At 34.0% G+C, this 21,653-nt stretch carries 25 protein-coding genes; 23 read left to right on the forward strand and 2 right to left on the reverse strand.

Going from position 1 to position 21,653, the window contains the following annotated elements:
* Positions 1-237: 237 nt before the first annotated feature.
* Together AB447_RS24330 and AB447_RS24335 are read left to right on the forward strand one after the other, a co-directional pair.
* On the forward strand, positions 238-1,668 hold the full coding sequence (locus tag AB447_RS24330; RefSeq protein WP_053075394.1) for a hypothetical protein: 1,431 nt from the start codon (positions 238-240) through the stop codon (positions 1,666-1,668).
* A 493-nt stretch (positions 1,669-2,161) separates the two neighbouring features.
* Positions 2,162-2,665, forward strand: a complete 504-nt coding sequence (locus AB447_RS24335; protein ID WP_048354164.1) for a MerR family transcriptional regulator — start codon at positions 2,162-2,164, stop codon at positions 2,663-2,665.
* A 241-nt stretch (positions 2,666-2,906) separates the two neighbouring features.
* On the opposite strand, the gene AB447_RS26020 is transcribed toward AB447_RS24335, so the two are convergent.
* Together AB447_RS26020 and AB447_RS24345 are read right to left on the reverse strand one after the other, a co-directional pair.
* Positions 2,907-3,122: a hypothetical protein gene (locus AB447_RS26020; protein ID WP_156416019.1), complete on the reverse strand. Its 216-nt coding sequence runs from the start codon at positions 3,120-3,122 to the stop codon at positions 2,907-2,909.
* A 418-nt stretch (positions 3,123-3,540) separates the two neighbouring features.
* Positions 3,541-4,299 carry a hypothetical protein gene (locus tag AB447_RS24345; protein WP_048354162.1) on the reverse strand — a complete coding sequence of 253 codons (759 nt, stop codon included), beginning with the start codon at positions 4,297-4,299 and terminating at the stop codon, positions 3,541-3,543.
* Between the two features lie 552 nt (positions 4,300-4,851).
* On the opposite strand from AB447_RS24345, the gene AB447_RS24350 reads away from it, so the two are divergent.
* From AB447_RS24350 to AB447_RS24460, 21 genes are all read left to right on the forward strand, one after another.
* On the forward strand, positions 4,852-5,385 hold the full coding sequence (locus tag AB447_RS24350) for a hypothetical protein (protein ID WP_048354161.1): 534 nt from the start codon (positions 4,852-4,854) through the stop codon (positions 5,383-5,385).
* Position 5,386: 1 nt separating this feature from the next.
* Positions 5,387-5,710 (forward strand): HU family DNA-binding protein, encoded by a 324-nt coding sequence (locus AB447_RS24355; protein WP_048354160.1) that lies wholly within the window; start codon positions 5,387-5,389, stop codon positions 5,708-5,710.
* A gap of 207 nt (positions 5,711-5,917) precedes the next feature.
* Positions 5,918-6,241, forward strand: a complete 324-nt coding sequence (locus AB447_RS24360) for a hypothetical protein (protein ID WP_048354159.1) — start codon at positions 5,918-5,920, stop codon at positions 6,239-6,241.
* 518 nt (positions 6,242-6,759) lie between these two features.
* Positions 6,760-8,082, forward strand: a complete 1,323-nt coding sequence (locus AB447_RS24365) for an acetate and sugar kinases/Hsc70/actin family protein (protein WP_048354158.1) — start codon at positions 6,760-6,762, stop codon at positions 8,080-8,082.
* 33 nt (positions 8,083-8,115) lie between these two features.
* Entirely contained in the window at positions 8,116-8,781 is a 666-nt protein-coding gene (locus AB447_RS24370; protein WP_048354157.1) for a hypothetical protein, read from the forward strand.
* A gap of 27 nt (positions 8,782-8,808) precedes the next feature.
* Entirely contained in the window at positions 8,809-9,297 is a 489-nt protein-coding gene (locus AB447_RS24375; RefSeq protein ID WP_048354156.1) for a hypothetical protein, read from the forward strand.
* Positions 9,298-9,326: 29 nt separating this feature from the next.
* A complete protein-coding gene (locus tag AB447_RS24380) occupies positions 9,327-10,073 on the forward strand; it encodes a hypothetical protein (RefSeq protein WP_048354155.1) in 747 nt (248 codons plus the stop codon).
* A 13-nt stretch (positions 10,074-10,086) separates the two neighbouring features.
* Positions 10,087-10,956, forward strand: a complete 870-nt coding sequence (locus AB447_RS24385) for a hypothetical protein (protein ID WP_048354154.1) — start codon at positions 10,087-10,089, stop codon at positions 10,954-10,956.
* Between the two features lie 38 nt (positions 10,957-10,994).
* A complete protein-coding gene (locus AB447_RS24390; RefSeq protein WP_053075393.1) occupies positions 10,995-12,485 on the forward strand; it encodes an ATPase, T2SS/T4P/T4SS family in 1,491 nt (496 codons plus the stop codon).
* A gap of 192 nt (positions 12,486-12,677) precedes the next feature.
* Complete coding sequence (locus tag AB447_RS24395) at positions 12,678-13,460, forward strand: metal-dependent hydrolase (protein WP_048354153.1); 783 nt, start codon at positions 12,678-12,680, stop codon at positions 13,458-13,460.
* A gap of 201 nt (positions 13,461-13,661) precedes the next feature.
* Entirely contained in the window at positions 13,662-14,009 is a 348-nt protein-coding gene (locus AB447_RS24400) for a hypothetical protein (RefSeq protein WP_048354152.1), read from the forward strand.
* A gap of 14 nt (positions 14,010-14,023) precedes the next feature.
* On the forward strand, positions 14,024-15,313 hold the full coding sequence (locus AB447_RS24405; protein WP_053075392.1) for a lysozyme family protein: 1,290 nt from the start codon (positions 14,024-14,026) through the stop codon (positions 15,311-15,313).
* Between the two features lie 55 nt (positions 15,314-15,368).
* Positions 15,369-15,662 carry a hypothetical protein gene (locus AB447_RS24410; protein WP_048354151.1) on the forward strand — a complete coding sequence of 98 codons (294 nt, stop codon included), beginning with the start codon at positions 15,369-15,371 and terminating at the stop codon, positions 15,660-15,662.
* 250 nt (positions 15,663-15,912) lie between these two features.
* On the forward strand, positions 15,913-16,686 hold the full coding sequence (locus AB447_RS24415) for a hypothetical protein (RefSeq protein ID WP_048354150.1): 774 nt from the start codon (positions 15,913-15,915) through the stop codon (positions 16,684-16,686).
* Between the two features lie 386 nt (positions 16,687-17,072).
* Positions 17,073-17,798 carry a sigma-70 family RNA polymerase sigma factor gene (locus AB447_RS24420; RefSeq protein ID WP_048354149.1) on the forward strand — a complete coding sequence of 242 codons (726 nt, stop codon included), beginning with the start codon at positions 17,073-17,075 and terminating at the stop codon, positions 17,796-17,798.
* A 536-nt stretch (positions 17,799-18,334) separates the two neighbouring features.
* The gene (locus tag AB447_RS24430; RefSeq protein ID WP_048354147.1) at positions 18,335-18,532 is read left to right on the forward strand and encodes a hypothetical protein; all 198 of its coding nucleotides are present in this window, start codon (positions 18,335-18,337) and stop codon (positions 18,530-18,532) included.
* A gap of 248 nt (positions 18,533-18,780) precedes the next feature.
* Positions 18,781-19,053 (forward strand): hypothetical protein, encoded by a 273-nt coding sequence (locus tag AB447_RS24440; RefSeq protein WP_048354145.1) that lies wholly within the window; start codon positions 18,781-18,783, stop codon positions 19,051-19,053.
* Between the two features lie 113 nt (positions 19,054-19,166).
* The gene (locus tag AB447_RS24445) at positions 19,167-19,415 is read left to right on the forward strand and encodes a hypothetical protein (RefSeq protein ID WP_048354144.1); all 249 of its coding nucleotides are present in this window, start codon (positions 19,167-19,169) and stop codon (positions 19,413-19,415) included.
* A 118-nt stretch (positions 19,416-19,533) separates the two neighbouring features.
* Positions 19,534-19,833 (forward strand): hypothetical protein, encoded by a 300-nt coding sequence (locus AB447_RS24450; RefSeq protein WP_048354143.1) that lies wholly within the window; start codon positions 19,534-19,536, stop codon positions 19,831-19,833.
* A gap of 411 nt (positions 19,834-20,244) precedes the next feature.
* Positions 20,245-20,634: a hypothetical protein gene (locus AB447_RS24455; protein WP_048354142.1), complete on the forward strand. Its 390-nt coding sequence runs from the start codon at positions 20,245-20,247 to the stop codon at positions 20,632-20,634.
* 30 nt (positions 20,635-20,664) lie between these two features.
* Positions 20,665-21,651 (forward strand): ABC transporter permease family protein, encoded by a 987-nt coding sequence (locus tag AB447_RS24460; RefSeq protein ID WP_048354141.1) that lies wholly within the window; start codon positions 20,665-20,667, stop codon positions 21,649-21,651.
* Positions 21,652-21,653 lie beyond the last annotated feature (2 nt).

Consider the following 21,653-nt stretch of genomic DNA (forward strand, 5'->3'; position numbering starts at 1 on the left):
TGTTACAATAGTAACTGTTCTTAAGAGAAAATAAAAAAAATCCCTGAGATAAATGCGAGTTTGCCGACCAACATTTATACAGAGATTCTGAAAAAACTTATTCACTTAGATTTATTATAACATCTTTTTGTTATAAATAAAAGCTAATATTCAATTTATAGGTTGAATTTTACGCTCTTTTTCAGATCTCTTCTTTGTTGTTTGCATTATCGAAGGGGCCATGAAAGGAGCTTTTTTATGTTAAACAAAGAACCAAGAAAATTAAAAAGAGCAGTTGTAAAAGAAGAGCTTGTTGCTCTAACTGGAAAACCCAATTTAGCCATGGTTTTAAACCAGTTTATTTACTGGAGCGAGAGAGTTAAAGATGCAGACACATTTCTCAAAGAAGAGATGACACGTATTAGAAAGTTTACTGATGGATCCGTTGAAACGGAAGATGACATAAAAGAAAATCTTCAAAATGGCTGGATATACAAAAAGGCAGAAGAGCTAATCGATGAAACAATGTTAGAATGCTCCTCAACAACAATGGAGCGAATTTGTAAGACCTTAGTGGAAAACGGGTGGCTGAAACGAAGAAGAAATCCCAAGTTCAAGTGGGATAAAACTTGGCAATACCGTGTAGATTTACAGCTAATACAGAAAGATTTGCATAAACTTGGCTATTCGCTAGAAGGCTATTCCCTCTTTATTGAAAAGCCTGCGTCTTCGAACCTGCAAATTGAAGATACGAAGCTTCAAAATGAAGGTTCGGAAGTGAAGTCCGAAGAAACAGATGCACCGAAGCTTCAAAATGAAGATTCGAACCTGCAAATTGAAGATTCGAATCTGCAAAATGAAGGTTCCAACCTGCAAATTGAAGATACGAAGCTTCAAAATGAAGGAGCAATACCAGAGATTACTTCAAAGACTTCTTCAAAGACTTCTTCAAAGAACACCTATCAAACAATCCAGAATGAGATCGACTCTCTAGATATAGATTTAGAAATTAAAAAAATATTATATGCAAACATTGATCGATTGATTGATGGAAATATTATTCTAGATAGTATTAAATCTCATTTTGATAAGTATTCAATGATCTTGCCTGTTGAAATCTACAGTTCATGCTTAGAGCAAGTGCTTAAAACAAGCAATTTGGCAAACTTAAAAAACAATCTTGATATCTTGATTAAACAAGGGCTACAAACTGTTTTAATTCAGAGTCATCCACATCAAGACACCATAAACAAAATTGAAAACTCTTCACTCGACATAGTTATTAAAAAGGTGCTTATTCGTCACGTTGATCGTTTAGTGACTGATTGTATTAATATATCTTTAATCGAAAACCATTTTAATGCCCATAAAGATGTTATTAATGTCGCCCAATACGCAGAAGTAGTGGATTTTGTTCTTCAAAAAACCAATTCCCCTATCCGGAGTATTACTGCCACTTTGAATACCGGGGTAACTAATAAACTTAATAATCTTGCAATATTAAAAGAATCCTCTGAAAAAACAAGGCGGTCACATCCTGTCCGAGAAGAAAAGACACCACATTGGCTAGAAGAAAACAAAAAAGAGAAGGATCCTGATATTGAAAAAATGGATCCAGAAGAGTTTGAGGCTAAAAAACAACAGATGCTTCTAGCATTAGACAATATAAAAGCTTATTCTAAAGCTTAAGCAGGACTTCCTATTGCTCCTTTGGCTATTAAAATACGATTTATATACTAACTATCGGGGTTTATTTGAAAAATACAGAGCCATTAGACATGAGTAAATGGACTTAATTCGACTTTCAAAAAAAGGATGGAAAAATTACAGAACATATTACGCTAAAAAGAAAGGCACAACATCTCTAAGTTTTCGAAGTAAGCTTAAATAGGGAACGAAATTCAGATACAAACTTGTGAACACTGGTTCTAAAAAGGCTATATCCTACAAATTTTGGTCTCTTTATTAAGATGATAGGCCCTTCACTTTAAGAGTTCAAAGTAAGGCTCCGAGGAATAACGGAGCCTTTTTGTTTTTTCTTTTCCGAAATTGAATTTAGTTCTTCTTCGGAACTTTGACAAAACATCCTATTGTTAGACAGAAATAGTGAAAGGATATGGGTTTTATGGTGACGAAAAGCAATAATAGCAATGAAGAACAGTATTGATAAGGAGTGATACATATGGAGTTAGCATTGCTAAGCTCTGAGGTTGCAGAGACTTTGGGAATAGGTTCAAGCACTCTTAGAAAATACGCTTTAGCACTTGAAGAAGGAGGATATCAGTTTGAAAGAGGACAAAATAACGCCCGCCTATTTTATAACAGAGACATCGTAATTCTAAAGCAGTTCATAACGGCTGTTAACAAAAATCATATGCCGGTTGAGAACGCTGTAAAACTTGCTGTAGAGCTACAAAAGAAACAAATAGTAACGCCCCCTGCTCCATACCAAGGAACGCCTGTAGCGACCTTGGAACGATTTTATAGCACCCTTGAGAACATAGACCGGAACCAAGAGAAACTAATTCAAATAAACATGGCTCTGTATAAGCAACAGGAGTTATTGAACCAAAGAGCGAAAGAACGAGACAAGCTTTTATTAGAGAATATACGCTTGTCACAAAGTAATTCACAGCAAGTGCGAAAAGGTTTTTTTAGAAAACTAGGAGACCTTTTTAAGACATAATTAAAGCTCTTCTCTGAGATCTTGTAGTCTAGAAAAGAGCTTCATACTGTTATTTGCGATAGCATGTATATCTCTCCAATCAAAATTGGAATAAAGGAATAATGTACTTCACAAAAATAATTGCACCAACTGTAAACGTGAATAATCGCCATAGAATCTTTGTTGTAAGCAATAGAAGAAAGACATTCAAGGCAAACTTCAATAGGTTTGCCACCATATGGATAGCTGTTTCCATTTCTTATCACCTTCCCGAGCCCATTTTTCCTAACAATGCAAAAATTATTAACCCAATTAACACGATAATCAAAATTCCTAATGGATCAGTAATAATCCTTGTTAAACAAACAATAATAGCGACAATTAAAAGCACAATAAAAGCAAATTTTAAGAAACGAATTAAACAGAATGCAACAAATAAAATTAAGCCAAGTAATCCCAGCCCAAGTAAGAATCCCACAGGATCACCTCCATGTTTTAAAATGATTATATATTTATATATACTTTTTGTCAATCATTTTAAAAACAAAAAAGGTGTTCTTTTAAAATATTTTTTAAAAATTATTTTGAAAGAACACCCTTTCCTTTTCAATAAACTATTCTCTTTCTTTCAAAAAATATTCTGCAAGAAACAGTTTTCAAATAAAATGAATGGAAATCGAGAACGTGATTTTTTCTAAATCCTTCTTTCAATTTACGGTTTTATTCAAGGATCAACTCATTCCTTCTTATAAGAAAATTATATGCAATTTATAAGGGTTTTATAATAAATCCTTAATATTTTTATAAACTTTCTTAAATTCTTCTTTAAACTTTTTATAATATTCCTGATATAGATACTATCCCCCTCTAAATTTAACAAAACAAAAAACAGCAATTTATTCGCTGTTTTTAAGGATATATACATCTTTTCCAAAGGTTATTAAATCATAACTTCTAGATATTTTGTGCTTTCTAATTTCCTTTATATCAAATTTGCTATTTGATAATAGAGGTACTTCTTTTTTAAACTTTGAAAGTTTCGCACTATCTCCTTTAAGGACTATTCTGTAAATGGCAGTGTACTTTTTATTTTCCGCATCTAAAGTTTTCATTATAAGAGGTTGCTGAAAGAATGGTTCAGTTTCTAAATAATCTCTATATTTCATTGGATTATTCATTTTAAATTCTCCTTCTTCTTCGTTCCATTCATATACCGAATAAAATAGTGATTTTGAGGTATCAATGAAACCTAACTGTTCATCGTTAGACCCTTGAACAATTTCTTTCTTATGATGAGTGCTATCCATTGTTTTTTCTCTGATATCTTCCGTAGCGCCATTAAGCGGAGAAGAACTTCTTTCGTTACCGAGCAAATCATACTCCTTATTTTTATTATCTGCGAACTTCTCTTTAAACACTCTATAGCTTTGAGACTCGTTTACCCTCTTAATGATTTCTGATATACCAGCAGGTGGAGTCGATGGAATGTGAACTCCCATTACGTCCCACATAATAATATAGCCAGCAAGTATCAAAAGAAAAACACTTAGTGCGGCTATAATGGCACGGATAAAACTTGTTATAACCTCTTTTAATACTCGCAAGACTATTATGCTGACTATAGGCAGAATTATTAAAATGAGCAGTATACTCATATAAAAAAACTCCTTTATTCTATTTTTTGTTCACTTTTTATTATGCATTTTTTTTTGTTATTTGAGAAGTATCAATCATAATCATTTTGTTAACGTCAAATAAGAAATCTGATCTTTTTTGGAATATTTGTGATGATTTATTCAAATTGCAAGCTCAAGCAGACAGTAACTAGACTCTTTTTAAAAGAAATCACTGAATTTCCACAGGATTTTTGAGTAATATGAATTTCAAAGGATTTGAAGTAAGAAAATTGCAATAAATTTGTTCCTTTTTGGCCGTTTTTGATCCAAAAAAGTTGTTCTTTTAAAATATTTTATGAATTGGATTTTAAATTAAATCCAAAAAGTTTATCTATGAAAATATTTTTATTAGGGGAAAGTTTAAAAAGGTTTATCTTTTAAAATATTTCAATTCTCAGTGACAAGAAAAGGTTTAACTTTTAATATATTTTATCAAATGAAAAAGTTTATCTGTGAAAATATTTTACCTTTATTTTAAATGGCATTTTGTTATAATATAATATATACATTTTGTAAAAAGGATGGGCTGTAATGATTCTAGAAAAACCTATTCCGAAAGGAATACTATGGGATGCTTATCAGTACACTTGTTTAGGAATCCCGAAAGAAATGGTCGATCTTTCAAAACAACCATATGAAATATTGAGGGGATTATTGCACGGTTCAAAATTCTCTGATTTATTCAATATGAAATACAAAAATTCTAATGATTACTACTCAAATCGGAGAATCATTGGTTATGTAATTCGTGATGTGAAAACCAATAATTTATATGGTTTAACCACCACTGAAACTGTTAAATTGATGGCGAAAGATGGCCGAAGCTTTGATCAAATTATAAATGCTCGATTAAAAAAGATGGTTAAAAAACAAGGAGAAGTTATTTTGCGTCCTACTCATATATTCGGGAACAAAAGCTTTAGAACAAGAGGGTTTGCTGACACCCTTATCGATAACCACTTAAGGATGCACGAAGATCTGGAATACTCATCTGACTTGAAAGAAATGGCACTTGCGACAATCGATAATGTTACCAAAGCCTATTTAATTAAAGGAGGAAAGTAAAATGACTAGAACAGCCCCGATCAAAAACCAGAGATTTATAACAACCGAAGAGTTAATTGAAGCTATCGCTATTAGGGCTTCAATAGCTAAACAAAAATCAGTAAAGGAAGAAGAGGTTGAGCTTATAGTGAAAAGCCTTAAACATGTTATGAAGGATTTTTTATCGAAAGGATATGGAGTAAGATTGCCTGGGGTAGCTGATGTTTTTCCTAGACAATTAAAAACAGGAAACTATTCCTTTGTAGCAAGACCAAGTACCAAGCTAACTGCGCCAACAACAGCTATATTAAAAGAATCCATTCCAAAAGAAGTTGAGGTTGAGTAAATCGCCTGTTGCTACAGGCGATTTTTCTTTTTTTGAGAATATGTCTAAATAATTTATTTTGATTTATCTAATCTTCATTTATTCAGATTTAGCGGCTAACTGAGAGGATATATCACTTCATATCATTCAATATAAACCGGTTACTATTTGACAAAAAGTATAATTTTTATTATTATTATTATATAAATTTCAAAGAGGTGAATAGCAATGAATGTAAAGAATGCTGATATTGTTATTGATACAGGATCATCGGCAGAGGTTTTGAAAGCGGCGATAGACGCTTTAAATCAAATAGGAGCAATCGGTTCAATCATACATAAGAGAAACAAACAAAAAATTGAATATGTCACTGTAGTAGAAGGACGCAAAGGCACATTAGCTATTACAACTGGTTTTGCAAGTGGTTATACAGGAACTGGTACAACAGAGTTCCAAAAATTCCTTAAGCATGTTGGTGTGGATCAAAAAGAAATTGATTCTTTGACAACAGATACAGATAATGAAAAAGTTCTTAGGTTCACAATAAAATAAAGTACACCACAAACAAAAAAGCTTGTTCTAAGTTAGAACAAGCTTTTTTTATTGATCCCCAAGTTAATCCAGATCCTATTCTCCCTTAAAAGATTCAACAAACGTCACGGTAGCTCTTTCGGGTTTTGAGACTTTATCTGCACCTATGACTCAAATAATTGACCTCAAAATAACTTTTCGAATAACAGGAAATATTAAAAAAGTATATAAAACATATAAAGAATGAAACAATTCTAAAGCAAGAATTTTCAAAAAATATTGTGTGGATATTTTAATGATTGAAAAAGAGAAATAACATATTTTAAAATTTATTCTCATGGAAAATTTCCAAAAAAGAAAAAAATACTTGAAAAAGATTCTGGAATCATTTAAGATGAATACAGAAACAAATAAACATTGTTTTTAATTCTTTTGAAAATGATGTTAGAATATGAAAAATGTTTTTTGGAAATTAAGTTACATACAAGAAAACAACAAAAAACTGGAAGATGGAAAGGTGGTGCAAGGCATTTTTATTAATGCCTGAAATTATGACGAATACAATGTTGAAGATTGCAGTAGATGTAGGTTCTAGTGAAAACCGGACGTTAGATTGCACTGATTTTGGTGAAAAGAAGAAACTTGTTAATAGCAACAACTATATTCGTGTATCTGAAGATGCTGATTACAAGAGGGAAATGAAATATGAAAAGAAACTTCTTTTTTCAGAGAAACTTCATCTAAAAATTGCAAAGCTGGAGGAAAAAGGGAACGAGTGTGATAATAAGGTTGCCAACAAAATTGTTGAAGAATTACAAAACGGTTCATTTCTTATTGGAGCAGCTACAAAATTCGAAAGAGTTGGGAACTCAGAAAAAATGTTACCTCAACAATTTAAACATCAGCAGATTTCATATTATTTAAATGTTATTGCAGGAATCACAATGGTTATGGATGAGAGAGGTGTCGATAACACTTCAATTCGATTGAAGACTTTATTTCCTCCAAATGAATTAACCCCTGATAATGCACGTGAAACAGAAGACATTGCAAAAGGAGTTTTATGTGGTAATTACAAAGTAACAAATTTGTTAACTGGACAAATTTTCGAGTTCTCAATTGATGATGAAGATTATGAAGCCTTAGAAGAAATGAAAATGGCGTTAGCTAGATTGTTAATGACAGAGTCAATAAAGTTGGATGATGATAATGATGATGATGTTGATATAGAAGAGGTTATTAACGAAAATACACTGCTATTCATTGATATTGGGAATTCAACTACAAACCTTTCAATTTTTGAAGATGGTAAATACCAGCCGCAATCAAATGAAACATTCACTCAACTAAATGGCAATGTCCTATTACAATACATAGGGAATGCGATTAAACAAGAATTCTCTTCTATCCCAGAGATCACTCTTAAAGACTCCATTAAAGCGTTAGAAACGGGAAAAATCAAAATAGGAAGAGGAAAAAAAGACGTTAAAGAGGCTGTCCAAAAAGCAATAACAAAATTCTCCAATGAACTCTACACTAAAATTAGGATGGATTACTTCGCAAATAAAGGTATTGCAAGCTACAATATTGCCTATCTTTTAGTAAGTGGGGGAGGCTCAGTTGCTCCAGATGGGGTTAATAACTCAGCTAAAGAACTTCATTCCTTCTTTCAAAAAGAAGAGGCGCTGGAGGAGGAAGGTATCGGACTGCTTATTGTTGATATTGATCCGGAAGATGAGGAAGATGAAGATGCTCCAGTTGAAAGCGTTCGAGATTTGAATGTAAATGGCGCTGGAGACTTCTTTGATCTTGAAACTTATGAAGAACAAGAACAAGAACTAGAGCCTCAAGTTAAAGAATGATAGACATGTCAACTGCGAAAGGAGGCGCTTCCCTTGGAAAAGAAAATGACATTTGAAAAGCAAATCAAGGTTCGTGCTCTCTTAAAAGAGAACGTCTATTATTCTTTAAAAGATAAACCGAGGGGTTTCAATAAAAGAGTAAATGATTTAGTTGAGCTGATGGAAAATTTAACTGACGGAGAAATTGAATGGTCTGAAATTAAGCATTTAGACTCGTTAGAAGAACTTGTTCTTTATTTCAACAAAAAAGGGTTGCTTGACGTTTCGGCGTTACAGCAACCCGCTTTAAATAGTATTCGTCCAAGATCAGACTTGTATTATGAAAATAACATTCCTGAAAATCAAAATATTTCTCCTGTAATTAGTAAAACGAACCATGAAATATCGCTACAAGAATATCCGAAGGTTGCAGAACCTAAGAATAATGATGGCAAGACACCAATAGCAACAAAAAGCAATGTTGATCAGGCCGAGAACACCATAGAACAGTCTGAAAATAATAGTTCAAAAGCTCAACACACCTATGGAGAAACAACAACCCAAAGTAAACCCGAAAGAAAAGACGAAATAACCTCTCAAACAACAGAGTCGAAACAGAACTCAAATACCAAGTCGGATAAGAGCGTTAACAAACAAACAATGTCAGAAGAAGAGAAAAAGCGAAAACAACTTGGAAAGATGAAGAAAATGTTTATGTAAGTCTTGTTAGAAAGGTGGCTGACAAAATTGGAAGAACTTAACCAAGATAATAATATACAGTGGTTTGGAGAAGAAACAACTCCCAACCCTCTTAAAATTAACATTGAGCGCCGAATGTATAACAATCTCATTAAAATTGCCATAACTATGAACAAACATTTAAAAGAGCTGATTACCGAGAAAGGTTTTGGATATTGGCAAATCGGTATTAAAAAGGAAAACGACCTCCTAAAATTATTCTTCCGTTTTACAACAGAAGATGAAGGCGGCTATACGCTTCTTACCACAGAAGGGAAACTAAAACAGTCTTTTCAACAAAAAGAATTGCTAGAGAGATTAACTCAAAAAATATTCTTTCATGTCGAAGATTTCTCCTCACAAGAAGACGGTTTTGAGTCAACTACATTTAGAGTGGAGTTGAAACTTAAAGAAGCTCAAAATATGAAAAATACATATGTTGCAGAAATTAAAGCAAAGGGACTGTCTCAGAAGGATACAAAAATTAAAATACTCTAGACATCTGCTATTGGGAAGGTGATGGAATATTGAGCTTGGAAAGAGAAACAATCATTCCGTTTATAAAAGATGTATACAAATACGGTGACCTTTTAAGTGTGGTCAAAGCTTATCCAGTATCTCCAAGGGATGCAAACAAGATTCTTAAAGATATGAATGCCAAGCCTGGTCAAACTGAATATTCTGAGGAGGAAGTCATTAAAGCCTACAATAACCCTTACGATATAAGAGATTATGAAAGTATTGCGATAGTCACCCATAAGACGCCTGATGAAGTGAAAAGCATCATTCAGAATTATGTTGTACAGCACATTGTAAATGGAGGAACATTTTTTGGGGTGCGGAGTATTTTAAAGATCTCGAAGGAAGAATATAAAAAGATTGAGCAAATGCTTTTAAATAAAGAAATCAATATACCTACATCCGAAAATAATATGCCGCTCCAAAAATACGAACCCACTTCTGACACTTTAACTGTAGAAACCTCATTCGCCGATGTACAAAAGGATCAAGGTGATATCCGAAAGCGCTTGATTGATAAAGCAAGTAAAAAAAGCACTAAGGATGTATACGCATATGAAAATGTGTTTTCAGTAGTAGCGCATCTCCTTTTAACCTTACAAATAGATCGAATGCTTGAAAAAAACAAATCTAAAGAAGAAATCATGAGTGTTCTGGATATTCCGGAATCTTATCTAATAAGATATTTACGTGAGGGATATGAATTTGATATTGATTTAGCTGAAGTTGAAAGGCAATTAAACATAATGAAGTGAAGGTGGGAGAAAAATGCAAAGTAGGAGAAGCGGAAAAAAGAAGGGAAGTAAACTTGTTCCCATTTCAATAATTGGTTCAATTATTATTCTAATTCTGATTGTGACTGGCTTTGTCTTAGCATTTAATTATAATTCTACAGCAACTGACAAATCAGATGCACCAGTGGAAAAAAAGCATGTGTCAGAAACCCCTACAAAGACTGAAATTATTAGCGAATCAGCAAGTGCCTTCAAAAAACTAGATGACGAAAAAGAACAATTCTTATTAAAAGAATTGGTTAAGGCTGAAAAAGAAGAAGATCCAAGTTTTGCGAGCAAATTAGCAAGCGAAAATCCTCTCATGTATCTTGTTGTTGATGGAAAGACCATCGATAAGGAATTGCTTGAGTCTTTCAGAGCTTATAACATGGACTATCGATATGATAAAAATGCAACGCAAGAACAAAAAGAAAAATCCGCTGAACAATTGGCCGAACAAGGATATAAGACCAATGAAGAAATCGATGCCTTTGAGGAACAAGCAACAAAAGAGTTTGATTTAGAGATGAGCTTGCTTACAATCTCTTCAATTGACGAGATAGAGAGTGTATTCAACGGAATCCCTTTGATGTATCAGAAGCAGGCATCTAATCTTCCGGATGACAAAGCGTATCCTATTGCTCGACTGTATGCTATTGCAAGGGATCCAGAACATGCCGCTATTCTTTCTGATGAATTTTATGAAGCTGTACAGAAAAGGATAAGCGAAGGTCGTGATTATAGTGAATATACAAATTATAAGTTGATGAAGGGCTTGTATGACTACGGGGTTTTAAAAACGCAAGAAAACAAACTCTATTACGAAATGGATAAGCTTTTTTCCGCAGATAAGGACAATGAATAATAACGGTGTTCATATTTTGTAGTTAAGGGGAGGATAGAATGAATTATAGTAATTTTAATAAGAATGATATAGAAATTTTGGAAGAAACAATGGAAAATGAAGGACAATTATACAGAAAAGTCAAAATTGGTTATGGAATAGATGAGGTGTTTGAGAGACACTTTACACAACTGTTGTCACGTTGTATTAGACTAGGTGTTTCAGACATCCACTTACAGCCCTTCAACTTTATTCGATTACGTAATAAAGGAAGTCTATTGCAATTCCCGAGACTTACTGATGGCGAAGACATCGATGGAAATTACATGATAAATGTGTTGAAAACTTTTGGCCTTGCTAAAGAGTATGCTATCACTTATATAGATGATCGTTATCTTGATGAAAAAAAATCCAAAGAATTAATGAAAAGCTTCAATACGAAAGAAGAATGGAAAGAATATAGAGATACCTTTGGGTTTATGTATAAAAACGATGATGGCGAGATTGAGGTTGAAGACTATATTCAAGAATATGATGAACAATTAAAAGAAAAACAGAGCATAACAAAGATGCTCACAACAAAGGTTACTATCCCTGTCAAAGATAACAGTGGAATAATGCATCAAGTTAAAAAAAATTACCGATTAAGAATAAATGTAGGTAGATCAAGCGGTAATTTTTATGCCACAATCCGGATCCTTAGCATTGATATCCCGACTTTTGAAGAATTGAATTTACCCAAAGAATATTTCGAAAGTATTGCCTCTTTAAAAAACGGGCTTATAATTGTTTCCGGGCTTATGGGAATGGGGAAAACAACAACCGTAGCCAGCGCACTAGCTAAAATTGCTCAGGATGATAGCTCTGCTATTGGGACGATTGAACAGCCGATTGAATATGTAATGCCTCAAAACACAAGATCTTTGATCATCCAACGAGAGGTTGGAGTAGATGTTCGAAGCTTCTCAGAAGCGATAGATCATTATTTAAGAGACGATCTGAATGTAATATCTGTCGGAGAATTAAAGAGTGATGCAGACACAGCGTTAGCAACATTACAGATTGCAGAAACAGGCATTCTTACCTTCACTACTATTCATGGTCAAAGTATCCCGGCCACTGTATCCCGCCTCCTAAACATATTTGACAGCTCGGATGTTATAAAAGCTCAAAGTATGCTCTTGAACTCGTTAGCTTGCATCATCAACCAAAAACTTATCAAGGTTATAGGCGGGAAAGATGAAGTTGTACCGCTTGTTGAAATACTTTATCTAAATGAAGATGATAGAGCAAGCTTAATGGACAAAGCCTTAAACGACACAAATTTGTTTAGTGTTCATAAATTCCTTGACTTTATGAAGGAAATTCAGAATCAAAACAGTGGAAAAAAAATAATTGCTAACAAATCATCATTTTGGTTCACGAAGTTAAACTGTGCCCAGTACCTTTGTGAAAAGAAAAAGATCCCAATCGCAACATTTGAACCACATTTGACTAAATATGAGTATGAAGTTTTAAAAGAAAAAGTACAAGAATCAGCAATTCTATAAAGATAGAGTAAGCCCCAAAGGTCGTAACGGCCTTGGGGCTTGTTTATTGTAATCTCGGAATACAATCGAATAACATAACAATAAAAAATAAATAAATTGACCTTTAAGATCAGCATTTTTAAAAAACAATTTGACAAAAAGTATATTACAAAATATAATTAAACTATAAATAAATGAAGGTCGGTGTTTTACATGATGTATCCAACACACAAAAAATTAGGTTATGCATTCGGTTTAGCTGGCATACCTGTAGTAAGTGCAATTTCAACATCTGAATTTGTACAAAATAACAATTTGTTACCAGCGTTCGGTATTGACACATTACAGTTTTCTAATCCCTTTTCGTTTATCTATTATGCTCTGATCGTATGTACTGCATTATGGGCTTCTTTATATGGATCTGGTTTTCCTGATATTGATTCTCCGGGTAGTATTCCTGCCAATGCTAATATCTTCAACAAAGGGTTATCGTTCATTTACCGTATTACTGGTGTTAATCATAGAGGTAAATTTTCACATGGCATAGATTCATTGACAATCGTATTTTTTATTACATACTCTTTTGTTACTTTCCTTATCCCGAGTGCAATATCGGGCTTACTTACAGAAGAAAGTCTTTCAAACAACATGTATCTGTTTATGCTTAACTTTGGAAAAGGGGGGGCATTCATCAGTTTAGCTCAAGTATTTGTGATTTTTGCATGGATTGGAGCTATGAGTCACATGTTTGGTGATATGTCTACAAGAGAAGGTGTATATTTTTCTGGTGTGGCGTCCTTAATCACGAATAAAAGAACAAAGGTTAAAATCGTTCCCACTTTCATCATCAAACCATTCAGCAATGTTGTTGATACATCTCAATGGTTCTCTACTGATAGTCATTGGGAAATCAGTTTTAGACAAGCAGTTAATATCGTTATCTATATTTTGATCGGTGTAAATGTACTGTATTTCTTAGGTGTTTCGATATTCTAAGGCTACTCGCTTCGAGTGGCCTTTTTTCAATTTTTTTATTTTGATAATTTTCGATTTTGGCAAAAAATCATTTTAACATATATGGGTTTATATTATAATAAGTACTGATAGATCAACTATTTGATTTACCAAAGAACCTTCAAGGGAGAAGGTTTTATTAGATGGTTTCCATCAAAAAATTTAATATGAGGAGGTCGGTTCATGGCTTTAAGAGATGCTTGGAAAGAGTTTTGGAATGAAGGTGTAAAGGAGCGCAAAAGAGAACGAAAAGAAAACAGAAGAGAAAGAAAAATCCGCTTAGAATTGATGGAGAAAAAGTCTATTGAGAAAGGGGCTTTAGAAGACATCGAAAGTGGTTTAACCAATAAATTCCGTGAGGTTCTAAAATCGGGAGGAAGAGCCATTAAGGTGGAACCGGTAAACCAACAAGTAGATGAATACATTAGAATCATTGAAAAAAATAATCCCCAATTCAATTTTATGAAAATGGAAGACGGCTGTTACATTGTTAGTTTACAAGAAATCAATATCAACTACGAGGAAGCTTAGAGAAGGGGAGAACTATGATCTATCAGAGAAAAATAATGCAACCTCTTATAATGGCCGTTTTTGTTCTCTTCTCTTTTTTTATTACGTCATTGTCTCCTGTTGTTAAAGCGGCAGAAGAAGAGACTCTTCACATTAAGGTTAAAGGCAAAGATACAGAGTTCAAGTATAAAACCCAAGCAAAACGGCCACGAGGAGAACAGTATACCTGCCGTTTAACAAGAACAAAGGAATACGATTTTACTGGTGGATATATTACACCTTTCGGAAAAGCAAAGGTTCCTAAAAACCTTTCAAAGAAACAAAAAAAGGCTCTTGAAGTGTTCGATGAAGAAATTGAGAAATATGCAAAAAGCATCAATTCACCAGACTTTTTGAAGTTTAAAGAGCTTATTAAAGCGAAAACATTCCAAGAGAGTAATTTCGCACCTCCTCCTTCAGCCAAAACAGACAATACAGGTCTAGGAGACGTCATGCAGTCTTCTGAGAGTGTTGGGGCAGGTGTTAATGGTATAGGCGGTAGAGAATCCTTTCAAAATGGATTTAAAGCGTTTTTAAGCTCTTTATCAGTAAAAACAGATGCGGAGCTCGCTGTAGTGTTGCAAGGCTATAATTTCGGTAGTGGCTACATTAACGATAAATGGGCTAAGGGTGGCAAATATAGCTTAGAAGGTGTAAAAGCATTTGTCGCTCATCAGGGAGGAAACTACGGCGATGACTGTTATGTGCCTCATGTTCTTCACAAATACGATGAAGACAATATAGACACTTCAAAAGCATCTTTCAGCAACAATGACAAAAGTTCTGATAGTGATAAAGATAAACAAAAAGCAAAAGAAAAATTTCTCAAAGAACCAGATGACTCTCAAATGAATAGAAGAGACCTTGTGATAGGCGCTGAAAATGCAGATTCACTAACAGATCGAGCATGGCGATTCGAACTATTCGACATGTTACATCTGAACGACACTAGCGGAGGAGCTTTCATACAAAAAGCTTGTGGTTTCATGTTCCTCTTTATCATCCTATACATCTTCTTGATGTGGGCTTGTCTATTCTTTGATTTCGCAGCATTACGCTATGGAAATGCGCCTGTAAAGTACTCTGCGGTATCGATAGTTACATTTACATTCAATAACAAATCAATGGTGTATAAAGAAGGCGGCATAAAAGCAGTTGCTAAAAAACTCATTTTCCGTACCTTCATAGCATTGATAGTGGCAATGGTGGCACTAGCCGGAGCACTTCCTATGTTATTTGAAATGTTCGCTAGGTTAATCTCTGATTTACTCGATATGATCTTTTAAGGAGAGAGGTATTGATGATGAGAAGAGAATTTAAAAATGGAAAGGGGTTAAAAGAATGACTGGTGTTTATCTTGTAAATAGACCTCAATTAGAGGTTGAATTCAATCAAAATGGTATCACGTCAACTGTTGAGAATTTCATCGAAAATATGAAGGAACAGGTAAGGAATTTTGTTCTGAGCGCAGGTGAAGAATTTTCTGTCGATTCGAAAATGATTATTGATAATGTTGTTTATACAGTATTAGCAAGATTTAATGTATTGAAAAGTAAGGACAATGAAGAAGATAGAGAAAGCCATAAAATGAAGTTAATTGAGTTTACTTCGGTTGATTTGATAAAAGGACGTTAGAGCTGAAATGCCATGTCAATATCGATATCCCTGCCGAAAACTTTAAAAGAGTCATAGAACAGTATTCAGATTATATCTGCGCTTTAAAATAGCAATCTCAACAAAAAATACAACTTTGAAGGTTGTTGTTTCTGATTATGTTTACATTCGTTTTTCAATATTGTAAAATTAAAAAAGATAAAAAGCGAAAAATTATTTTATAATAATTCGCGAATTTTTATCGAAACTAAAATGGAAGAGAGGTTAAGAGATGAATCCGGCTATCGACCAGATTACAACTTATTTTAATCGGCCCGAGTTTCAACCGATGTTGACTTATGACAACTATTTGTTGAATCTATTTACAATGTTGATGATGAAGGCGGTCTTCTTCATTATCATTATTGGTCTAGGGTTTTGCTTATTTGTAGTTGCCCTGCGGCTTTCGGTTTTCATAGGGCTCCCTATCAAAGCGGAAAAAGGCTGGTTACAGACAGTATTAAATCCAAATGGTGGTACATCGTTTGGTGTTGACATGGGAATCGGAAACTTCTTTAAGCAATCCTTCGGACACTTTTTTGTAGGCTTTGTCCTAGCAATGATTCTGGTTTCGAACTTACACGTTCAAATTGCCACTAACCTTGCTAAAGGAGCTATTGCTGTTATCGATATTGGTCAAAGTAGATTAGACATCGCTAAAGAAATCTACCAATATGATTCTGATGCCTATAGCAAACAACTTGAATACCAAACGAAAGACCAGAAAACAAAAGAAGCTCAGAACCAAATTGCTCGAATGGAATCAGCGGTTCAAGCTTTGTCCGGCAACCCTAAGATGGAAGAAGAGCAGAAACGGATGTATGAACAACAATACGCCGCCGCTTTCAAAAAAGCTCAACAAGTTATGTCCGGCTTGAACGGTCAACTTTCACAGGAAGCTCAAGACAATCTGAACAACGAATTTAAAAGAGTTCAAGATGAGGCTGGCGGAATCAATAGTAAATTGAACAACCTTGCTGGAGCAAAAGCTGATAGCACTAAATAAGAACAAAACCCCTCACCAAGTAGGTGAGGGGTTTTTATGCTAAATTAACAGTACAAATCTAAAGTTGATCAAGTTATTTGACGTAATATATATAAGTTTGAATTATAAAATAAAAACAATGAACATTTTTATATCAAATTTAAGAATACATATTTATAACGAATAAGGGATCGAAAAAGGTAACATTCGGTGAAGCCGCATTTAACCTTAATAGCTACTCTAATTAAAGTTGGTTTTGGGTGAAAATCATAATAATTATACAACAACAAAAAAATGAATAAACCTTTGTAGTCCAACAAAAGCAACAAATCATAAAAAATAAAATTGACTAAAAGTATATATTAATTTATAATAAAAGAACACAAAAGATTATCGGAGGTAAAGTTATGAGTTTAGCGCAAATAGATTTAAAGGAAGAGATGATTGCTGATGAAGTAGTTGGTCGCAAATATATCGACGGTCAATTTCTAACCAAAGACCAAACCATTATACAATTTACCCCCTTAGTGAAACGAATAGCAAAATACTTTTGGGGTCAAGGAAAGCGAACCGGATTAGATTTCGATGATTTGGTTCAAAGTGGATTTGAAGGCTTGGTCACTGCATTTGACCACTACAATGAGGAACAAGGAAATAAGTTTATTACATTTGCTCACAAAATCATTTTTAGCCGTATATTTAATTCTATAACACGATTTTCTGGTGCTTTGTCTTTCTCACAAGAAGTGAAAACAATTGGATTCAAAATAAAAAGAATGGATCTTACTGAAAAGGATCCTACTTATATTTCAAAGCGATTGAATGTAAGTGAGTTTAAGGCAGAAATGGCATTAGCCTTTATTAGACATGAAAAAGCAATCCGCTTAGATCCTTTTCTTTATGGTGATGCTGAAAAGCATTGGGGAGTAATAGTCGGGACAACTGACGATACCTCTATTGTTGAAGTGAATGTGTTCTTATCTACTCTAAAGTCCGATGACAGAAAAGCGATCAAATTGCTAATGGATGGTTACAGTTACAGAGAGCTAGGGAGAATAATTGGGAAAAGCGGCGGTTATGCTAACTTAGTTAAAAAAAGAGTATTAAAAAAATACAAAGAGTTCGCACATTAACTTATTGGTGAAAAATCCATCAAAGGGGATATAGAATGAACAGTAGTCAAAGATTGATTGAATGGCGTTGTGCACAATTTGACACTCCCACCCATAAAATGGGCAAGCTGGCTAAGCGTTCTCAGTCCATTTCTGTTTTGAACAGCCTCCCCTCCCACGACAGACCATATAGGTTCGTGGGCTACGCCCTGCATGGGCTTTCTCGTTCGGAAAATCTGTAATGAACCGTTTATTTGCGGCCAAATCCAACCTCTAAGTTTCGTTGGACATATATATTCTGTCCTTATTGCGGCGGAGAGAAAATACATTTGAATGATGAAGAAAGTCAAAGGTCTACAGAAAAAGAAAATGATTAAAGAAATAAGAATCCTTAGCTTAAAGCTCACCTTTGAAAACCTCCTTTCAAACACTACGACAAAGGAGTTTTTTATTACAATTGCATTTACTAAAAGTATATATTGAAAAATAACAAAATGTAAATTTAATGTGTATTCCATACGGAAAGGAAAATCAATAATCTTGAGGTGATATTCTTGATGAGAATTGCCACAGTAATTGAGGTCACGTCCCCTCCTAAATTCAACCCAAAAGAGGGTTTGTGGGAGATAAGAGTTTCTTATAAAGATCCTGAAAACAACCACGATACGAAAACCTTGTTTGTAAAAACGGAAGGCGACGCAAGGGCTATTCGCAAAGGGTTTACTTTTCCGGTTAAGGGAGTGAGTGAAAGATGACAAACACGAGAAGATTAGTAGAACATAAAACTCTAACGGTCGATAATGAGGAGTTAGTCGTAATGACTTTATTCGAAAAGGGAGTTAACAAAGAGAAGGCCAAAAAGATTGTCCCTTACTCCAAAAAACACGCTGTATTGATTGATAGAGGCTCAAAAGTTGAATTCGCTAAATAATATATTTATTATTTATAATTCCATATAATATATGATATAATTATTTATGAATTTTAATTTGAGGTGAGTATATTGAAGAACTTTGATAACTACATCTATGAATTTGTTGATGTTAAAGAAGACGGTATCTTCCTTAAAACTGAAAAATTGAGCTACCAAGAACTTTTAAAACAACAGGAAGAAAAAAAGAAAATTGTGAGAGGTCAAAATAGTTCCGGCAGAGAAGAACTAAAAGGTCAACCTTTGTTTTTTGATTATGCAGGCCCGATGTACAATGGAACGCATAACGGCAAAACGGTCATCAGATATGAAACCCGAGCGGCTTACGATGTATCAACTCAATAATAATCACTTCTTTTCCAGAGCCTTGTCACAGGCTCTTTTTTAAAAAAGTTTATTTGATTAAAAGTATCAAATGGAATATTATAAAAAGTTTATACAAGGAGGATTCAACGTACTTGTTCATTGGCAAAGTTGTTTCAATAACAGGAGAACTTCTCGCTGTGGGGATTTCATTGGGAATTGTAAAGCAATCAATCCTCAAAAGCGTTATATATGATTACCAGAGACACACACGAAGATTCCCCCATACTTTAAAGCAATATTTTCTTGAATATCAAGAACAAGGGGATAGTTATCAACTAATCTATGATAGTAGAATAGGGCAAGATGAAACGTTTGTTTTGCCGCTTCGAGATGACTTTTAGAACTTGATACTCCTTTCAGAGAAGAACGGTTTGCATGGTTAGACGGAAATGTTCAAAAAGAACTCTTAGGATAAACGAATAAACTTAAATCACTAAAACTCAAAAGGGAGGATTCTATATGTTCAAAGGAAAGTATACAGGGGAAGGAAACGTGAATTTAGATCAAGGAGTTTGTTATTATTTGTTCCCGTTGGGAGAGAGTCATTACTATGTTTCTAAGTTTAATAGTGTTAATGCTCACGTTGGAGCTTATCGTCAAAGTTTATTTACGGTTACAGAACATTTGGAAGATGTACCGGATACGAACACTGACATTCCCTTAAATTCGAACATAGAAACAAATAAAGTCGATATGAACATAAAAGAGGAGCTCGAAGACCTTCCACCGGAGAAATGGGAGCAAATTTCTTTATTCTAATCAGTTTCAACTTCAACTACAGGGACACATAATGGCGTTAATTTTAAATATATTAATTTCAATATGTTATTTTTCGTAAACTCGATAAACTCTCATTCTCTTCACAGACAATTCGATTTTTCAAAAGTGCCGTAATATTTTTTTATTTAAATATCTTTAGTTTTGACAAAAAAATAATCAATACACTACAAAAAAACAGTAAGGGAAATGCTTTATTACCAGATTATTATTGGATTGATTCATGTAATCAATTATTGAATTTTAATATTTTTGAATCATCACAAAAAATAAAGAAAGAGACCATTTTCAATAATTTCCTAAAGTATTGACTATATTGGAAATGGTGTTAATATTTAGTTGTGATCATTACCAAAAAGTAGTGGTTCACAAAAAAATCATAGGAGTGAGGCAATGAAAAGAAAGTCTGTTGTCCTGTCGGCTGTTGCTTTAGCTGGTTTGGTTGGAAGTAGCCTAATACCTTCTAACGCCCATGCATCAGAGTACTTAGGCTGGGATGAAGAATCAGGGATTGTAAACCCTGATAACTATTCTATCTCTGCCAAAAATAAGCCTGATTCACACAAAGGCTGGTCTGAACTAAATTACAAGATGAATAGACATAGGGCAGTAGGAGTGACAAAATGGAAAGGTAAACGACATTATACAACAGCAAGGTACGAACGCAGATGGCCTTTCTCTGGTGTTATTACAAGTAGCGGCCGAGTTTGGGGAACCGGAAAGACTGTCGCTAAGTCTGGCTGGTGCCAAGGTGGTACAGCAAGAACCTATTGGGGAAATTAAGTAGTTACTTATAATTGAAGGTGGTTCTTTATGAAACAAAGAGTGTCTACGCTTATTTATTTAAGCCTTCCCTTTTTTGTTATGAGCTTGATAATTGCGGCCTATACACACTATTTAACTGATCAACAAAAGCTCGAAAGAATTTCTAACTCTTTGTATAGCAATGACAGCGTGTATTTACATATCACCACGAAGAAAAAAGAGCCCTTCAATTGGAATCAATTTGACTTAAATAAAAAGTATACCATTTTCAAAGAAGCCTCTGATGGTGATACACATGTCAGGGGCTTTTTTTCAAAAGGTAGCACTGATGTAGTCCCTCCAATTAAAGAAGGCAGATTTTTTCAGCCAGAAGACTTTTATAAAAATAAAAAGGTAGCTGTCGTAGGAAAAGCTATAAAAGAAACAGAATATTTTTATTATGAAGGTGAACGTTTTAGGATTATCGGGCGTATGGGGAATAAAACACCAACATCGATTGATCAGCAAGTGCTCATCAATATTGACGCATTTGATGAAATTACAAGAGGGAACACCAACTATTATGTGATTGATGACTACTCAGATCAAAAAAATGTTATCAACCAATTGAAAAAAACAGTTAACGATGCACGTATAACCATAAAAAACAAAGAGGACAAGGGTTTGAATCGCATCACAGGAATAGCCGAACAAAGTCTTCTTATCCTCTATGTACTTCTCTGTGTTATTGGACTGACATCAATTTTCATTTCAGTATACTGGATTCACCGCAAAACGATGTTAATCACAATCAAACAGTTAATTGGCTTTCAACAAGGGAAAATATTCTGGAGTCTCCTCCTTCACTATCTACTAGCAACTCAAAGCTTTTACGCATTGGGGCTCTTAACAGGAAAACTCATGTTGCCTTTCTCTAATGATCAATTGAAAATAATTGCTTTAAGCTATGCTGTGACTACCGTATTGGGAGTCGTTAGTTTTGTTATTGCGTTTCAGAGAAAGTCTTACAAAAATATAATAAAAAGACTGAGGTAAAA

The organism is Bacillus glycinifermentans (assembly GCF_001042475.2).
Lineage (GTDB): Bacteria > Bacillota > Bacilli > Bacillales > Bacillaceae > Bacillus > Bacillus glycinifermentans.

Bases quoted from the DNA above. Each gene is read 5' to 3' on its own strand.
- AB447_RS24365 (WP_048354158.1), top strand. From the start codon at position 6,760: ATGCCTGAAATTATGACGAATACAATGTTGAAGATTGCAGTAGATGTA.
- AB447_RS24345 (WP_048354162.1), bottom strand. From the start codon at position 4,299: ATGAGTATACTGCTCATTTTAATAATTCTGCCTATAGTCAGCATAATA.
- AB447_RS24395 (WP_048354153.1), top strand. From the start codon at position 12,678: ATGATGTATCCAACACACAAAAAATTAGGTTATGCATTCGGTTTAGCT.
- AB447_RS24415 (WP_048354150.1), top strand. From the start codon at position 15,913: ATGAATCCGGCTATCGACCAGATTACAACTTATTTTAATCGGCCCGAG.
- AB447_RS24410 (WP_048354151.1), top strand. From the start codon at position 15,369: ATGACTGGTGTTTATCTTGTAAATAGACCTCAATTAGAGGTTGAATTC.
- AB447_RS24350 (WP_048354161.1), top strand. From the start codon at position 4,852: ATGATTCTAGAAAAACCTATTCCGAAAGGAATACTATGGGATGCTTAT.
- AB447_RS24430 (WP_048354147.1), top strand. From the start codon at position 18,335: ATGAGAATTGCCACAGTAATTGAGGTCACGTCCCCTCCTAAATTCAAC.
- AB447_RS24455 (WP_048354142.1), top strand. From the start codon at position 20,245: ATGAAAAGAAAGTCTGTTGTCCTGTCGGCTGTTGCTTTAGCTGGTTTG.
- AB447_RS24385 (WP_048354154.1), top strand. From the start codon at position 10,087: ATGCAAAGTAGGAGAAGCGGAAAAAAGAAGGGAAGTAAACTTGTTCCC.
- AB447_RS24335 (WP_048354164.1), top strand. From the start codon at position 2,162: ATGGAGTTAGCATTGCTAAGCTCTGAGGTTGCAGAGACTTTGGGAATA.
- AB447_RS24420 (WP_048354149.1), top strand. From the start codon at position 17,073: ATGAGTTTAGCGCAAATAGATTTAAAGGAAGAGATGATTGCTGATGAA.
- AB447_RS24450 (WP_048354143.1), top strand. From the start codon at position 19,534: ATGTTCAAAGGAAAGTATACAGGGGAAGGAAACGTGAATTTAGATCAA.
- AB447_RS24330 (WP_053075394.1), top strand. From the start codon at position 238: ATGTTAAACAAAGAACCAAGAAAATTAAAAAGAGCAGTTGTAAAAGAA.
- AB447_RS24360 (WP_048354159.1), top strand. From the start codon at position 5,918: ATGAATGTAAAGAATGCTGATATTGTTATTGATACAGGATCATCGGCA.
- AB447_RS24390 (WP_053075393.1), top strand. From the start codon at position 10,995: ATGAATTATAGTAATTTTAATAAGAATGATATAGAAATTTTGGAAGAA.
- AB447_RS24400 (WP_048354152.1), top strand. From the start codon at position 13,662: ATGGCTTTAAGAGATGCTTGGAAAGAGTTTTGGAATGAAGGTGTAAAG.
- AB447_RS24355 (WP_048354160.1), top strand. From the start codon at position 5,387: ATGACTAGAACAGCCCCGATCAAAAACCAGAGATTTATAACAACCGAA.
- AB447_RS24405 (WP_053075392.1), top strand. From the start codon at position 14,024: ATGATCTATCAGAGAAAAATAATGCAACCTCTTATAATGGCCGTTTTT.
- AB447_RS24460 (WP_048354141.1), top strand. From the start codon at position 20,665: ATGAAACAAAGAGTGTCTACGCTTATTTATTTAAGCCTTCCCTTTTTT.